The organism is Streptomyces sp. NPDC058221, from assembly GCF_042882365.1.
Taxonomy (GTDB): Bacteria; Actinomycetota; Actinomycetes; order Streptomycetales; family Streptomycetaceae; genus Streptomyces.
This window is the reverse complement of sequence record NZ_JBHVWF010000116.1, coordinates 1-15,561: the sequence shown is the minus strand read 5'-3', so window position 1 is coordinate 15,561 and position 15,561 is coordinate 1. Positions and strand designations below refer to the sequence as shown.

The window sequence follows — 15,561 nt, the reverse complement described above, 5'->3', positions numbered from 1 at the left end:
CTGCCGGACCGGCCCGGGCGTTCAGTTCGCCGGGGGCGGGACGCTCGGGCTCTCTCCCGGGCCGGTCGGGGGCGGTGAGCCGGGGGTCCCGCTCGGGCCTCCCGGGTCCGTCGGTGTCGTGGTGGGGTCGTCCGTCGGGTCGGGCGTCGGATCGGTCGGGTCCGGCGTCGGGTCCGTGGGGTCCGGCGAGGACGGCGGCGGGTCCGACGGGACGGGCGGGTGCGGGTGCATCGAACCGCCCGGCCGCGAGGGCCGCGGGGTGTGCGGGCGTCCCGAGGGCCGCCCGCCGCCATATCCGTGAATCGCGACGACCGACCCCGACGGGGCGACGGCGACCCGTGCCGTCCAGTGCGAGGCCGGTTCGCGGCCGTGGTCGACCAGGACCCGGATCGTGACGCTGCCGCCCGCGGCGAGCTTCCCGGACGAGCTGCTGAGGCGCAGCCAGGACGCCGGTGTCCTGGCCGACCAGGCGACCGGGCCGGCCTTCGAAGCGGTGAGGGTGATCATCGTCGTGCCGCCGGACGAACGCGCCTCGACGGTGAGCCCGCCCCTGCCGTGCGTGCCCGCCGCCGGCCCCGTGTCCACGCTGATGACCTCGGCCGAGACATCCGGGCCGCCCTCGCCGTCCGTGAAGCGCGGGCCGGGCTCGGGGCTGGCGTTGCCCGCGTTCTCGTAGCGGTCGTACGGGTCGCCACCGCGGCTGTCGTCCGTCTCGGTCGCCGTGACCGAGGTTCCGTCGTGGCCCTCGCCGGTGAGCGGTGCGCCCCGGTAGGCGGACCACAGGGCGATCACCGGGGCGGCGACGACCGTGGCGACCACCGTCGTCGTCATGACTCTCGACCGCAGCCGGTCCCGGCGCGCGGCGTGGTCCTTGGGGTCCATCGGGAAGCCCGCCCGGTCGAACCGCGGGGTGGAGGACCGATTCTTCTGATGCTTCTGGGCGTGGATCATGGCCACATAGGCGGAGGGGCGCGGCGCCTCGACGACCGTCAGCGCGGCGGCCGGGGTGACGGCCGCGCCCGGCCAGGGGCCCTGCGCGCCGGCCCGCTCGGCGGCGCGGCGGCAGCGGGGGCAGTCGTCCACATGCCGTACGAGCTCGCGGCGCAGGGTGGCGGAGAGCAGCACCCGCTGATCGCCCGTGAGCCGGCCGGCCGTGGGGCAGCTGCCCGACTCGACGACGGCGAGCGCGGCCCTGGTCCGCTCCACCTCGCAGGCGGCCGCGGCCAGCAGCTCCCTGGCGGTCGCGGCCTCCAGACCGAGGACGGCGGCGACGGCGGCCGGGGGGAGCCGGTGCCGTACCGCGAGCTCCAGCGCCTCCCGCTGCTCGGGAGTGGTGCCCGCGGCCTCGGGCCAGGCCAGCTGGGCCAGCTCGCGGCGGTGCGCCTCGACGGCCACCGGGGACTCCGGGGCGGGCTGCGGCATCGCGGACCGGGACGGTGCGGCCGGCGACTTGGGGGTGTGGGCGGCCACGGAGGGCGCTGTCGTACGCCGTCCTGCGCGCGCCCCCTGCCCGGCCGGCGCGCGGCGGGCCTCATTCGCCGGCTTGGCCGGCTGCCTGCGCGGCTGCGCCTTGTCGTGCTGACGGTGCGCCTGGCGGCCCTGCTTCTGCGCGGCGAGCCTGCGCAGGCATGTCCACCTGGCCAGCGCGTACAGCCAGGTTTTACGTTCCTCCTCGTCCGTCGGACACCGTCCGCCCTGCCGTTCCGCCAGCGCGAGGACAGCGCCGAGCGCGTCCGTGGCGGCGTCGTGATCGCAGAGCACGGAGAGGCAGTAGGTGAACAGGCCGTCGAGATGCGGCTCGTAACGGGCGGGCGGTCGCTTCGGCGAGGAGTGGGGCGCGCGCTGCTGCGCCCGGTGTGCGCCGGGGGTGTTCGTGGGGGTCTCCAGCCTGCTGCTCGTCACCTTGCGACCGTAGGCAGGACGGGGCGTGCACCTGTTGCCCCTGAGTAGATTTAACCCTTACGGGTGAGGGTATCGCTCGAAAGCGGACAGGAATCTCTGATTCCTGCGCGGGAAGCGGCGTGCGCTCCCCCTGAGCGCACCTCGCCGGACGGGACTGTCCGAGGGCACCTATACGGTGGCGCCATGGCTGCCCGTACGAAATCCGCGAAGGACCGGCCGTCCTACCGCTGCACGGAATGCGGCTGGACGACCGCCAAGTGGCTCGGCCGCTGCTTCGAGTGCCAGGCGTGGGGGACGGTCGAGGAGTTCGGCGGCGCCCCCGCGGTCCGGACGACGGCGGCAGGACGCGTCTCCGCCGCCGCTCTCCCGATCGGCCAGGTCGACAGCCGGCAGGCCACCGCCCGCTCGACCGGCGTGAGTGAGCTGGACCGGGTGCTGGGCGGCGGTCTTGTGCCCGGTGCTGTCGTGCTGCTCGCGGGCGAGCCGGGCGTGGGCAAGTCCACCCTGCTGCTGGATGTGGCGGCCAAGGCGGCGAGCGACGAGCACCGGACGCTCTATGTGACCGCCGAGGAGTCCGCCGGCCAGGTCAGGATGCGTGCCGACCGGATCCGGGCGATCAACGACCATCTGTACCTGGCCGCCGAGACGGATCTGTCCGCGGTCCTCGGCCATCTGGACGCGGTGAAGCCGTCCCTGCTCGTCCTGGACTCCGTGCAGACCGTGGCCTCCCCCGAGATCGAGGGCGCGCCCGGCGGGATGGCGCAGGTCCGCGAGGTCGCAGGGGCGCTCATCCGGGCCTCCAAGGAACGCGGCATGTCGACCATGCTGGTCGGTCACGTCACCAAGGACGGGGCCATCGCGGGGCCGCGGCTGCTGGAGCACCTGGTCGATGTGGTGCTGTCCTTCGAGGGCGACCGCCATGCCCGGCTCCGGCTCGTGCGCGGCGTGAAGAACCGCTACGGGGCGACCGACGAGGTCGGCTGCTTCGAGCTCCACGACGAGGGCATCACCGGCCTCGCCGATCCGTCCGGCCTCTTCCTGACCCGCCGCGACGAGCCGGTGCCCGGCACCTGTCTGACCGTCACCCTGGAAGGCAAGCGGCCGCTGGTCGCCGAGGTGCAGGCGCTCACGGTGGACTCCCAGATCCCCTCACCCCGGCGCACCACCTCGGGTCTGGAGACGTCCCGGGTGTCGATGATGCTGGCCGTACTGGAGCAGCGGGGCCGGATCAGCGCGCTGGGCAAGCGGGACATCTACAGCGCCACGGTCGGCGGTGTGAAGCTCACCGAGCCCGCCGCCGACCTCGCCATCGCACTGGCCCTGGCCAGTGCGGCGAGTGACACACCGCTGCCCAAGAATCTTGTGGCGATCGGCGAGGTGGGGCTCGCGGGCGAGGTCAGAAGGGTCACCGGGGTCCAGCGCAGACTGGCGGAGGCACACCGTCTGGGCTTTACGCACGCACTGGTTCCTACCGATCCGGGGAAGGTCCCGGCCGGTATGAAGGTCACGGAAGTCGCCAACATGGGCGACGCGCTGAGAGTGCTCCCGCGCCGCTCTCGTGCACAGGCCCCACAGGAGGACGGCGCACGCCGGTAGACTTTGCCCTGGTCTCGCCCGTCCGTACGAACGGTATGAGGGACGTAAGGGCACCGCAAACCTGTGACCGGAGGAGTGCAGTGGCAGCCAGCGACCGGGCAGCATCGCCCGGAAAGTCCGGTCAAGGCACCGGTAACGAGGCGCTGATGCGCGCCTCGTTGACCGCCGTCGCGCCCGGAATGGCCCTGCGGGACGGCCTGGAGCGCATTCTCCGTGGCAATACCGGCGGGCTGATCGTGCTCGGCATGGACAGAACCGTCGAGTCGATGTGCACCGGCGGCTTCGTGCTGGACGTGGAATTCACCGCGACCAGGCTGCGAGAGCTGGCCAAGCTCGACGGGGCGTTGATCCTCGACAAGGAAATGACCAAGATCCTGCGCGCCGGCGTGCAGCTGGTGCCGGACGCCTCGATCCCCACCGAAGAGACCGGCACCCGGCACCGCACGGCGGACCGGGTCTCCCGGCAGTGCAATTTCCCGGTGGTCTCCGTCTCGCAGTCGATGCACCTCATCGCGCTGTACGTGGACGGGCAGCGCCGGGTCCTGGAGGAGTCCGCCGCGATCCTCTCCCGCGCCAATCAGGCGCTCGCCACGCTGGAGCGGTACAAGCTCCGGCTGGACGAGGTCGCCGGCACGCTCTCCGCGCTGGAGATCGAGGACCTGGTGACCGTCCGGGACGTGACCGCCGTCGCGCAGCGTCTCGAGATGGTGCGCCGTATCGCGACCGAGATCGCCGAGTACGTGGTGGAGCTGGGGACCGACGGCCGGCTTCTCTCGCTCCAGCTCGACGAGTTGATCGCGGGCGTGGAGCCGGAGCGCGAGCTGGTCGTGCGCGACTACGTGCCGGAGCCGACCGCCAAGCGTTCGCGCACGGTGGCCGAGGCGCTCACCGAGCTGGACGCGCTGTCCCACACGGAGCTTCTCGAACTCCCCGTCGTGGCACGGGCGCTGGGCTACAGCGGCTCCCCGGAGACACTGGATTCGGCGGTCTCGCCGCGCGGCTTCCGGCTGCTGGCGAAGGTGCCGCGGCTGCCCGGGGCGATCATCGACCGGCTCGTGGAGCACTTCGGCGGCCTGCAGAAGCTGCTCGCGGCGAGTGTGGACGATCTCCAGACGGTGGACGGGGTCGGCGAGGCGCGGGCGCGCAGTGTGCGCGAGGGCCTGTCGCGGCTGGCCGAGTCGTCGATTCTCGAACGGTACGTGTAGCCGGTACGTGTAGCTGTCACGTACAGCGGGAGGAAGTGTCGGGGCCCGGTGCGGATCGCACCGGGCCCCGGTCGTTCCCCGGGCCCCCGCCCCGGTCAGTCCTTCGCGAGGACGAACGAGGCGCGCTGCACGGGCTCGCCAGGCGCCTTGGCCTCGATCAGGTAGGTGCCGGGGCCGGCGCTCCCCGCGGGCGGCGTCGCGCACTTCGGGGCGCTCTTCGCCCGGTTCCACTCCACGGTGTGCACGACGGTGGAGCCCGCCGGGACCTTCAGTAGTAAGGCGGCGGCGTTGCGCGGGCAGTCCTTGGAGGACCACACCTCGTTGTCGTCGCCACCGGCCTCGGTGATGGTGAGGACCGCGCTCTTCGGACCGAAGTCGGCCTTGCAGGCGGTGGACGAGGTGTTCTTGGCGATCAGCCTGAACTTCGGCTTCTCGTCGGGCCCGTAGGTGTTGGCGGTCTTCAGGGTCAACTGCAGTGCGCCCGCGGTGCAGTCGGGGACCGAGGTGCCGGCCGGGAGCTGCTGCCCGGTGGTCGTGCCGCCGCCGGAACCGCCGCCGGAACCGGAACCCGAACCGCCCTCCGAGCCGCCGCCGGAACCGGAACCCGCGCTGCCCGAGCCGCCGTTGCCGTCGCCCGAACCCCCGGAACCGGTGTCCGAGCCGTCGCCGTCTGCGCCGTCTCCTCCGCCGGAGTCACCCGACTCGTCGCGGCCGCCCGGCTGTTCGCTGATGGCCGGCCCCGAACCGGAGGGCCCTGGCGTGATCGCGTCGGTGGGTCCGGAGCCGGGGGCCCGGGAGTCGTCGTGATTCCCGTTGCCGCCACGGGAGGTGACAGCCCATACGACCAGCAACGCGAGCAGCGCAATCAGCGTCGCCGCTACTGCCCTCCGTCGCCAGTAGATGGTGGAGGGAAGCGGCCCGATCGGATTACGCAGAGATCCCACGGCGCAAACTGTACGAGAGATCAGCCCCAACTCCCGCCCCACCCGCCGCCCGGATCCGCAAGTTTTGCGGATCATCATCCCGGGACGGCGTTTTCGCAACCCGGGAACGCGGGATGCGCCCACTTGCCGCAACCCGCTCAGGAGGGTGCGGCCACTTGCCGGACCGGATGTCCGGTGGCCTGGGGACAGACGGGTGGCACTATCACTCCAAGGGCTCTTATGAGGGGCGACACCCCCGTGACCGGGGCCATCGTCTGCCCTCCCGTGTCAGGATCGGGAGTGCGATGACTGCCACGACTGCGACACAGACGCCCCCCGCCTCCCTCCACACCCCCGTCATCGGGTGGTTCGACCAGCACGCCCGCGATCTGCCCTGGCGCCGCCCCGAAGCGGGCGCCTGGGGTGTGATGGTGAGTGAGTTCATGCTGCAGCAGACCCCCGTCAACCGAGTGCTCCCGGTCTACGAACAGTGGCTGGCCCGCTGGCCCCGCCCTGCCGACCTCGCGGCGGACCCTCCCGGTGAGGCCGTCCGCGCCTGGGGCCGGCTCGGCTACCCCCGGCGTGCCCTGCGGCTGCACGGGGCCGCCCAGGCAATAACGGAACGGCACGGCGGCGACGTACCGAGCGAGCACGCCCAGCTGCTCGCGCTGCCCGGGATCGGCGAGTACACGGCGGCTGCCGTGGCCTCGTTCGCCTACCGGCAGCGGCACGCCGTCCTCGACACGAACGTCCGCCGGGTGTTCGCGCGGGCGGCGACCGGCATCCAGTACCCGCCGAACGCGACCACCGCCGCCGAGCGCAAGCTCGCCCGGACGCTGCTGCCCGAGGGCGACGAACAGGCGGCCCGGTGGGCCGCTGCGACGATGGAGCTCGGGGCCCTCGTCTGCACCGCGAAGAACGAGGACTGCACGCGCTGCCCGATCTCCGCGCAGTGCGCCTGGCGGCTGGCCGGCAAGCCCGCACACCAGGGGCCACCGCGCCGCGGCCAGACCTACGCCGGTACGGACCGGCAGGTGCGCGGCAGGCTGCTCGCCGTGCTGCGCGAGGCGGTGACGCCGGTGCCGCAGTCGGCTCTGGACGCCGTGTGGGAGGAACCGGTGCAGCGGGCCCGTGCGCTGGACGGCCTGGTCGCCGACGGCCTGGTCGAACCGCTGGCCGGCGGTCAGTACCGGCTGCCGCTGACCTGACGGCCGGGCGGGAGTCCCCCGCCCGGCCCCGGGGCGCGCCCGTTCCACGCCCCGCGGGGCCCTTCGCCCCCGCTCCCGCGTCCCGCCCCTCCCTGCGCTGTTACACAACCGATGGGCAGCCGTGCGTCGGCGTATGGCTGCTCCGCACAGCCTCGTGACAACCGCTCCGTAGCGTCACCGACGTCAGCCCGACAACCAGTGGCTGACAGCGGTACTACGGGGTTCCACGGGGACGGAGGCGGTTGTTATGGCGCAGGGCGAGGTGCTCGGATTCGAGGAGTACGTGCGTACCCGGCAGGAGGCGCTGCTGCGCAGCGCACGGCGGCTGGTGCCCGATCCCGTGGACGCGCAGGACCTGCTGCAGACCGCCCTGGCCCGCACGTACGGCCGCTGGGACGGCATCGCCGACAAGTCCCTCGCCGACGCCTATCTGCGTCGCGTCATGATCAACACCCGCACCGAGTGGTGGCGTGCCCGCAAGCTGGACGAGGTCCCCACCGAGCAGCTGCCCGACGCCAGCGTCGAGGACGGCACCGAGCAGCGTGCGGACCGCGCCCTGCTGATGGACGTCCTGGGCGTGCTGGCTCCCAAGCAGCGCAGCGTCGTCGTGCTGCGACACTGGGAGCAGATGAGCACGGAGGAGACCGCCGCGGCGCTCGGCATGTCGGCCGGTACGGTGAAGAGCACCCTGCACCGCGCCCTGGCGCGGCTGCGCCAGGAGCTGGAGAGCAGGGAAGAGGCGGCCAGGGAGGCCCGGACCCACGAGGACCGGGAACACCGGCCGGCACTCCGTGCCGCCGCGGCCACGGCCCCGGTGCGGACACGGAGCGCGGCGCAGGGGATCGGGCGTCATGACGAGCGGGGGCGGGAGCGGTGCGCGGCCTGACAGGCAGCGGTGACGGCGCCGGCGAAAGCGGCGGCGCGGTCGGCGACGGGGGAAGTGGTGCAAGGGCCGGCGGGAACAGACGGTTCCCGACCGGATGGGCGGCGAGCAGTACGGCACTGGCCGGGCTCGCCGTCTTCGGGCTGTTCGCGGTCAGCTGCTCCACGGGCGGCACCGGCACGCGCGACGAGGGCCCGGCGGGCACCCAGCCGGTCGCGCAGATCACGCCGACGGCCACGGCACCGTCCACGGCGAAGCCGGCCCCCCGGGTCGACGCCGTGGCACTGCTCAAGAAGGACGCGAAGGTGAGCGAGCGGGTCCGGACGGATCTGAAGCCCTGCACCGGTGACGAGTACCCGGTGGACACCTCGTACGGCAAGCTGACCGGCGGCCCCTCCGCCGATGTCGTGGTGAACGTGATGACCTGCGGCGATTCGGTGGGCGTCGGCACCTATGTGTACCGGCTCCGCGACGACGGCACGTACGAGAACGTGTTCACCACCGAGCAGCCCGCGGTCTACGGGACCATCGACCGCGGCGATCTGGTGGTGACGACACAGGTCTACGGGAAGAAGGACCAGGTCGCCTATCCCTCGGGCGAGGAAGTGATCACGTATCACTGGGCGAACACCCGGTTCAGCGAGCAGGACCGGGTGCACAACGACTTCAACCGAGCCGTCGGTGCCGGAGAAGGGGACTTCCCGGAGCCCACAGAACCGACGAAGAACTGAGAGCAGTCCGATGGCCGAGACCCATGTCCTGTTCGTCGAGGACGACGACGTCATCCGCGAGGCAACCCAGCTGGCGCTGGAGCGGTCCGGCTTCGTGGTCACCGCGATGCCCGACGGTCTCCAGGGCCTCGACGCGTTCCGGGCGGACCGGCCCGACATCGCCCTGCTCGACGTGATGGTGCCCGGCCTCGACGGGGTGAGCCTGTGCCGTCGCATCCGGGACGAGTCGACGGTTCCCGTGATCATGCTGTCGGCCCGTGCCGATTCGATCGACGTGGTGCTCGGCCTGGAGGCCGGCGCCGACGACTACGTCACCAAACCGTTCGACGGCGCGGTCCTGGTCGCCCGGATCCGCGCCGTGCTGCGCCGCTTCGGCCACGCCTCGGGCAGCGGGCAGGGCAGCGCCGACGGGGCGGAGGACGGGCCCGAGGGCGGGGTGCTGGTCTTCGGTGACCTGGAGGTCGACACCGAGGGCATGGAAGTACGCAGGAACGGCGAGCAGGTGGGTCTGACGCCGACCGAGATGCGGCTGCTGCTGGAGTTCTCGTCCGCGCCCGGCACGGTGCTCTCCCGCGACAAGCTGCTGGAGCGGGTCTGGGACTACGGCTGGGGCGGCGACACCCGGGTCGTGGACGTCCATGTGCAACGGCTGCGCACCAAGGTCGGCCAGGACCGGATCGAGACGGTCCGCGGCTTCGGCTACAAGCTCAGGGCATGAGGCGGCCCGCCCTGCGGACGAGTGTCCGCTGGAAGATCAGCATCGCCATCGCCGCGGTCGGCGCCCTGATCGCGGTCGCGCTGAGCCTCGTCGTGCACAACGCGGCCAGGGTCTCGATGCTGGAGAACGCCCGCGAGGTGCAGCTGGAGCGGCTCACCTATGCCCAGCTGCTGTACGAGGCGACGAAGACGAAGAAGGCCGACCCCCGCTTCGGCGCGAAGATCAACGACCCGCTGATGCCGAAGAGCCTGCGCGAGGAGACCCGGAAGAACCGGCGTGCCACCCATGTGGAGGACAGCGGCGGGGTGCCGGACGTCTGGGCGGCGGTGCCGCTGACCAACGGCGACGTGCTCTCGCTGCACACCCGTTTCGCCGACCGTTCCACCACGATCATGGGTGATCTCGACCGGGCCCTGATCATCGGATCGGTCTCGGTGGTCTTCGGCGGCTCCGCTCTCGGTGTGCTGATCGGCGGCCAGCTGTCGCGCCGGCTGCGCAAGGCGGCGGCCGCGGCGGGGAAGGTCGCGCAGGGCAATACGGAGGTCCGGGTCAGGGACGCCGTCGGCGGCGTCGTGCGGGACGAGACCGATGAGCTGGCCGGTGCGGTGGACGCCCTCACGGACGCGCTGAACGAGCGGATCGAGGCGGAGCGCCGGGTCACCGCGGACATCGCGCACGAGCTGCGCACCCCGGTGACGGGGCTGCTGACGGCGGCCGAGCTGCTGCCGCCGGGCCGCCCGACGGAGCTCGTACGGGACCGGGCGCAAGCGATGCGCACGCTGGTCGAGGACGTGCTGGAGGTGGCCCGGCTGGACAGTGCGTCCGAGCGGGCCGAGCTGCAGGAGGTCGCGCTGGGCGACTTCGTCAGCCGCCGGATCGGGCTGCTGAATCCGGATGTGCGGGTCCAGGTGGTCCATGAGTCGTGGGTCAGCACCGATCCGCGCCGGCTGGAGCGCATCCTGGGCAATCTGCTGGGCAACGCCGCCAAGCACGGCTCCACCCCGGTGGAGGTCACGGTCGAGGGCCGTGTGGTGCGCGTCCGCGATCACGGTGCGGGGTTCCCGGCGGCGCTGCTGCGCGAGGGCCCGAGCAGGTTCCGTACCGGATCCACCGACCGGGCCGGGCACGGGCACGGTCTCGGGCTGACGATCGCGGCCGGTCAGGCTCGGGTACTCGGCGCCCGGCTGACCTTCCGCAACGCCGCTCCCGAGGGCGCGGCCAACGGCACCGCCGGGGCCATCGCCGTGCTGTGGCTGCCCGAGCACGCACCGACCGACACCGGCAGCTACCCGATGCTCCTGGCCGAGCAGCGCGGGCCCGAGGGGGGCGGCCGGAAGGCCGCCGGAAGCGGCACGCGGACGAGCGGCGAGCCGCCGGACAGACCCTGAGGGCTGTCACGACACAGCGAGGAGGCCCCGGGGTACGTACCCCGGGGCCTCCTCGCTGCCGTGCGGACGGCTGTGACCTACACGGCTTCGGCCACCGGGGCCTTGGCCGTCTCCGGTCCGGCGCCCCGCAGCGGGACCTCCTTGACGAACAGCGCCGCCACCAGGGCGACCAGTCCGACCGAGGCGCCCACCAGGAAGGCGATGTGCGTGCCGGACGACACCGCGTACTCGTATGCCTCGCGGACCGGGACCGGCAGCTTCGCCAGGCTCGCCGCGTCGAGCTGGGCGCCGTGCGTGGTGGCACCCGCACCGCCGCGGGCGGCCATCTCGTCGTTCACCCGTCCGGTGAACAGCGCACCCATGATGGCGACGCCGAAGGAGCTGCCGAGCGTACGGAAGAGGGTGGTGGAGGACGAGGCGACGCCCATGTCCTTCATCTCGACGCTGTTCTGCGCCACGAGCATCGTGATCTGCATCAGGAAGCCCATGCCGGCGCCGAGCACGGCCATGTAGACCCCGGAGGTGAACCGGGTGGTGCCGGTGTCCATCTGCGAGAGCAGGAAGAGGCCGCTCACCATCAGGATCGAGCCGATGATCGGGAAGATCTTGTACTTGCCGGTGCTGGTGGTGATCCGTCCGGCGACGAGCGAGACGACCATCATCGCGAGCAGCATCGGCAGGAGCAGCAGTCCGGAGTTGGTCGCGGACGCGCCCTGCACGGACTGCTGGAACAGCGGCAGGAAGAGCACCGCCCCGAACATCACGAAGCCCGCCATGAAGCCGACCACGGACATCAGGGTGAAGTTGCGGTTGCGGAATATGTGCAGCGGGATGATCGGTTCCGCGGCCTTCGTCTCGACGAAGAGGAAGCCGGCCAGTGCGGCGACACCGATCGCGATGAGCTCCATGATGATCGCGGAGTTCCAGTCGTACTCGGAACCGCCCCAGGTGGTGACCAGCACGATCGCGGTGATGCCGACGGTCAGCAGCCCGGCGCCGAGGTAGTCGACCTTCGCCTTCGTGCGCTCCCGCTTGGGCAGGTGCAGCACAGTGGTGATCATGATCAGCGCGACCGCACCCAGCGGCAGGTTGATGTAGAAGCTCCAGCGCCAGCCGAGGTGGTCGGTGATGGTGCCGCCGACCAGCGGTCCGCCGATCATGGCGATCGCCATGACACCGGCCATCATGCCCTGGTACTTGCCGCGCTCGCGGGGCGGTACGAGGTCACCGATGATCGCCATGACGCCGACCATCAGACCGCCGGCGCCGAGGCCCTGGATCGCGCGGAAGCCGATCAGCTGGCCCATGTCCTGGGCCATGCCACTGAGGACGGAACCGATCAGGAAGATCACGATGGACGTGAGGAAGATGCTCTTGCGCCCGTACATGTCGCCGAGCTTGCCCCAGATGGGGGTGGAGGCTGCGGTGGCCAGGGTGTAGGCGGTGACGACCCAGGACAGGTGCTCAAGCCCGCCGAGGTCGCCGACGATGGTCGGCATCGCGGTGCCGACGATCAGGTTGTCGAGCATGGCCAGCAGCATGGCGATCATCAGGGCGAATACCACCACCCGGACGCTGCGCTCCTGCGGCTCGCGTTTCGGCGCCCGGACGGCGGTACCGCCGTCCGCCTTCCTGTCCGGCGCCTTCTTCAGGTCCGACATGATCCCCAACTCCCCTGATCCCCTGCACACCGAGGCACTTACTTGACGCCCGGCTAGTTGACTATACTCAGGGAAAGTAACCCCGTAACTAGCCGGGCGTCAAGTAAGTATCTCTGGGGAGAGCACCATGGGCAGCACGCCGCAGCCGCGCCGGGGGAACACCCGCCAGCGCATCCAGGACGTCGCCCTGGAACTCTTCGTCGAGCAGGGTTACGAGAAGACCTCCCTGCGGGAGATCAGCGAGCAGCTGGACGTCACCAAGGCGGCGCTGTACTACCACTTCAAGACCAAGGAAGACATCCTCGTCAGCATCTTCGAGGACCTCAACCGGCCCGTGGAGGAGCTGATCGCCTGGGGCGAGAAGCAGCCGCGCACCCTGGAGACGAAGAAGGAGATCCTCCGCCGCTACAGCGAGGCGCTGAGGGCGGCCGCCCCGCTCTTCCGGTTCATGCAGGAGAACCAGGCGACCGTGCGCGACCTGAGCATCGGCCAGACGATGAAGGGGCGGGTCCTGGGGCTCGTCGGCCTGATCAAGGAGCCCGACGCCCCGCTCGCCGACCAGGTCCGCTGCTTCAGCGCGCTCTTCACGATGCACGCCGGCATGTTCGCGCTGAACGACGTCGACGGCGACCCCGAGGAGAAGCGCAAGGCCATCCTCGAAGTCGCCGTCGAACTGGTCACCCGGGCGCACGACCCGGGTCCCGCCCAGTAGCGGGTGGTGTCGCGGCCGGGTCAGACCTTGATGCCCACCTTGTGGAGATAGTTGACCGGGTTGACCGCGGAACCGTAGTTCGCAGTGGTCCGGATCTCGAAGTGCAGGTGCGGACCGCTGGAGTTGCCGGTGTTGCCGGAGAGGGCGATCTTCTCGCCCTTCTTCACGTGCTCGCCGATGTGCACCTTGATCTTCGAGAGGTGCGCGTACTGCGAGTAGGTGCCGTTGCTGTGCTTGATCACGATGGCGTTGCCGTACGCGGGACCGTCGCCGCCGCCGTTCGGGCCGGCCTTCACGACGGTGCCCTTGTGCGCGGCCTCGACCTTGGTGCCGATCGGCACGGCGAAGTCCTGGCCGGAGTGCTTGTGCGACCAGCGACTGCCGTCGTTGCCGAAGCTGGCGCTCAGCTCGTAGTGGGAGACGGGGGTCTCCCAGGGAAGCTTCGCGGCGGCCTTCTTGGCGGCCTTCTTCTTGGCCGCCGCCTTCTTCTTGGCCGCCTCGGCCTTCTTCGCCGCCTCGTGCTCGGCCTTCTTCGCCGCCTTGCCCTGCGCGGTCGCCTGCTCGGCGACCGAGTCGGCGGTGGTGGTGCTCGCCAGGCTCGCGGTGCCGGTGGTTCCCGTGGTGCCGGCCGCGAACGCAGCGCCCACACCGAGAACCATCGACGTCCCCAGGCCGGCCGCCACCACGGCGCTGCGCACACGGGAGGCGGACGGGCGGTGGGAGTGCTTGAACGTAACGCGCTTCGACATAAGCGGAAAACCTCCGGAGATGACTGGACCCGGCACTCGGCCGGGCTGGCCATCCCTTGGTAACCCGCATCCCCGCCCGTGCTCAAACCCCCCATCTACGAAGAAAAGCCGTAGCCGGATCCCCGGGAATTCGCCGCCGCAGGTCCCGGAACCCACTCCCTCCGCAGCTCCGGATCTCTTCGTCCGGAGACGTTTAACCCCAGTTCCAAACCGCCCCTATCGGACATGACCCCGTTATCCGGGCACTTCACCCCGTACCCCCCAAGGTCCCGCCGGGCGCAGGGCCGAAGGTCCCTCCGGCGATCATGGCGCTTTCTCCTATGCCGCCTAGTAGGCCTCGAAAGGGCTGTGCGCCTTGTCACCGCCGGTGGGACCAACGGCCGTCCGTTTCGGGACCTTCGGCCCGGTGCCCCGCACTACACGGCGGGCAGGCCCGACACCTTCTTCGCGTGCAGGGCCACGAGGTTCTTGCCGCCTCCGGCCAGATACCACCGCTGGATATTGCCGGTGCCGTCGTTGTAGGTCCAGCGCAGCTTCCCGCTGCCGGCGTCGAAGGCGTGGATGCCGCCGTCCTTGTCGAACTCCGTCGCCCCGTAGAGGACGTCACCGGCCTTGGCGAACTGCCAGGGAGCCGCGACGTCCAGACTCCCCTTGTTGTGCCAGTGCCTCTTCCCGGTCACGGGATCCGCCGCCCAGAGGCCGTGCACGCTGTCGGAGACGTAGAGAACGCCGTCCAGGACCGCCGGGTCGTTGAACCGGTCGTACTTCTCGGTCGCGAAGGACCAGCGTTCCCTGCCGTCGGCCAGGTCATAGGCGCGCATCCGGTTCCCGTTCGCGAGGATGGCCAGCCCCTCATGAACCGCGAAGCCACGGTTGTTGGACTTGCCGATCTTCTTCGTCCAGATCTGACGGCCGCTGGCGGTGTCGCGCACCGTGAGGTTCTCCCGGAAGTCCGTGTAGACGAGCCGGCTGCCGGCCACCCGCGCTGTGATGCCGTACTGGTCGGTGCCGTGGTCGCGCTTCTCGCGCCAGAGGACCTTGCCCGACGCGGTGTCGATCGCGGCGATCACGTTGTCCGGCGTCCTCAGCTCCTTGTCCAGGATCCCCGCGACGACGTAGACGTGGTGGTCGTCCGCGGCGACGGGCCGGGGCTGGGAGTACTCCTTGCCCAGCCGGCTCCGCCAGGTGTCCTTGCCCGTCGCGGGGTTCAGGCCGACGATGTTCCCGTCGTACCGGGCGCTCGGAAGATAGAGCGTCCCGCCGCCGACGAGCATGTTGGCACCGGGGGTGGTGACCTCCGCGCGGGACCAGATCTCCTTGCCGGTGGCCACATCACGGGCCACCAGCGGGTCACCGGAGACGAGCACCACGTTGCCGACCACGGCGAGTGCGGAGATCAACGCCAGCCCGTCGTACGTCGTGGGCTGCTGCCAGGCGGCCTCCGGCCCGGAGCCGGGCGCCGGGGTGCCGGACCCCTTCCCCGGCTTGTCCGCTCCACCCCCGTCGCCGGCCGGCTCGTCCTGCGGCCCGCAGGCCACCGCCCCTGCCCCCAGCAGCACCGCCCCGGCTCCCGCCAGCTTCATCATCTGCCTGCGTGACACATTGCCTCTGCGCATGACCTGCCCAGCCCCCTCGACGTACGTCCGGGCCCCGGCCGACGTGTCCAGAGCCGGGCCAGACTAACCAGCGGATTTTGGCCACGGCGCGGAGCTGACCCGACCGGGACATCTCTGTGACGCGCCCGTCACTGTGTACGCAACAGCAAAGGGGCGGCCCCCGACCGGTCGAAACCTCGGCCGACAACGTCCCCCTCACTGAGACGCCGAAGTCCAAGAAGGCTGCCGCGCAGACCAACACGCTGGTCGCGAAGCTCTGGAACTACTGC

The 15,561-nt window shown here is 71.1% G+C and carries 13 protein-coding genes; 8 read left to right on the top strand and 5 right to left on the bottom strand.

Features of this window, described 5'->3' with window-relative positions; all coding sequences use genetic code 11:
• Positions 1-21: 21 nt before the first annotated feature.
• Positions 22-1,902 carry a hypothetical protein gene (locus tag ACFVW8_RS29110; RefSeq protein WP_389695127.1) on the bottom strand — a complete coding sequence of 627 codons (1,881 nt, stop codon included), beginning with the start codon at positions 1,900-1,902 and terminating at the stop codon, positions 22-24.
• A 183-nt stretch (positions 1,903-2,085) separates the two neighbouring features.
• Here ACFVW8_RS29110 and radA point away from each other — a divergent pair, with 183 nt between their 5' ends.
• Positions 2,086-3,498, top strand: a complete 1,413-nt coding sequence (gene radA, locus ACFVW8_RS29105) for a DNA repair protein RadA (RefSeq protein WP_389695125.1) — start codon at positions 2,086-2,088, stop codon at positions 3,496-3,498.
• An 80-nt stretch (positions 3,499-3,578) separates the two neighbouring features.
• Complete coding sequence (disA, locus tag ACFVW8_RS29100; RefSeq protein WP_389695123.1) at positions 3,579-4,703, top strand: DNA integrity scanning diadenylate cyclase DisA; 1,125 nt, start codon at positions 3,579-3,581, stop codon at positions 4,701-4,703.
• Positions 4,704-4,798: 95 nt separating this feature from the next.
• On the opposite strand, the gene ACFVW8_RS29095 is transcribed toward disA, so the two are convergent.
• Entirely contained in the window at positions 4,799-5,605 is an 807-nt protein-coding gene (locus ACFVW8_RS29095; protein ID WP_389695152.1) for a hypothetical protein, read from the bottom strand.
• A gap of 326 nt (positions 5,606-5,931) precedes the next feature.
• Here ACFVW8_RS29095 and ACFVW8_RS29090 point away from each other — a divergent pair, with 326 nt between their 5' ends.
• The 5 genes from ACFVW8_RS29090 to cseC all read left to right on the top strand — a co-directional run bounded on the left by ACFVW8_RS29090 (position 5,932) and on the right by cseC (position 10,554).
• Entirely contained in the window at positions 5,932-6,834 is a 903-nt protein-coding gene (locus tag ACFVW8_RS29090; protein WP_389695121.1) for an A/G-specific adenine glycosylase, read from the top strand.
• A gap of 247 nt (positions 6,835-7,081) precedes the next feature.
• Positions 7,082-7,720, top strand: a complete 639-nt coding sequence (locus ACFVW8_RS29085; protein ID WP_389695119.1) for a SigE family RNA polymerase sigma factor — start codon at positions 7,082-7,084, stop codon at positions 7,718-7,720.
• The gene (locus ACFVW8_RS29080; protein ID WP_389695117.1) at positions 7,708-8,448 is read left to right on the top strand and encodes a hypothetical protein; all 741 of its coding nucleotides are present in this window, start codon (positions 7,708-7,710) and stop codon (positions 8,446-8,448) included. Before ACFVW8_RS29085 ends, ACFVW8_RS29080 begins: the two co-directional genes overlap by 13 nt.
• A 10-nt stretch (positions 8,449-8,458) precedes the next feature.
• Positions 8,459-9,166, top strand: a complete 708-nt coding sequence (gene cseB / locus ACFVW8_RS29075) for a two-component system response regulator CseB (RefSeq protein ID WP_389695115.1) — start codon at positions 8,459-8,461, stop codon at positions 9,164-9,166.
• Positions 9,163-10,554, top strand: coding sequence for a two-component system sensor histidine kinase CseC (gene cseC / locus ACFVW8_RS29070; protein ID WP_389695113.1), 1,392 nt, complete (start codon positions 9,163-9,165; stop codon positions 10,552-10,554). The genes cseB and cseC overlap by 4 nt, the downstream gene beginning before the upstream one ends.
• 77 nt (positions 10,555-10,631) lie before the next feature.
• Here the strand turns inward: cseC and ACFVW8_RS29065 are convergent, their stop codons facing one another.
• On the bottom strand, positions 10,632-12,215 hold the full coding sequence (locus tag ACFVW8_RS29065) for an MDR family MFS transporter (protein WP_389695111.1): 1,584 nt from the start codon (positions 12,213-12,215) through the stop codon (positions 10,632-10,634).
• 127 nt (positions 12,216-12,342) lie between these two features.
• Between ACFVW8_RS29065 and ACFVW8_RS29060 the strand changes: the two genes are divergently transcribed.
• A complete protein-coding gene (locus tag ACFVW8_RS29060) occupies positions 12,343-12,927 on the top strand; it encodes a TetR/AcrR family transcriptional regulator (RefSeq protein WP_389695109.1) in 585 nt (194 codons plus the stop codon).
• 20 nt (positions 12,928-12,947) lie between these two features.
• On the opposite strand, the gene ACFVW8_RS29055 is transcribed toward ACFVW8_RS29060, so the two are convergent.
• Both ACFVW8_RS29055 and ACFVW8_RS29050 read right to left on the bottom strand, forming a co-directional pair.
• Positions 12,948-13,676: a M23 family metallopeptidase gene (locus ACFVW8_RS29055; protein WP_389695107.1), complete on the bottom strand. Its 729-nt coding sequence runs from the start codon at positions 13,674-13,676 to the stop codon at positions 12,948-12,950.
• Positions 13,677-14,092: 416 nt separating this feature from the next.
• Positions 14,093-15,292, bottom strand: coding sequence for a PQQ-binding-like beta-propeller repeat protein (locus tag ACFVW8_RS29050; protein ID WP_389695105.1), 1,200 nt, complete (start codon positions 15,290-15,292; stop codon positions 14,093-14,095).
• Positions 15,293-15,561: the final 269 nt, after the last annotated feature.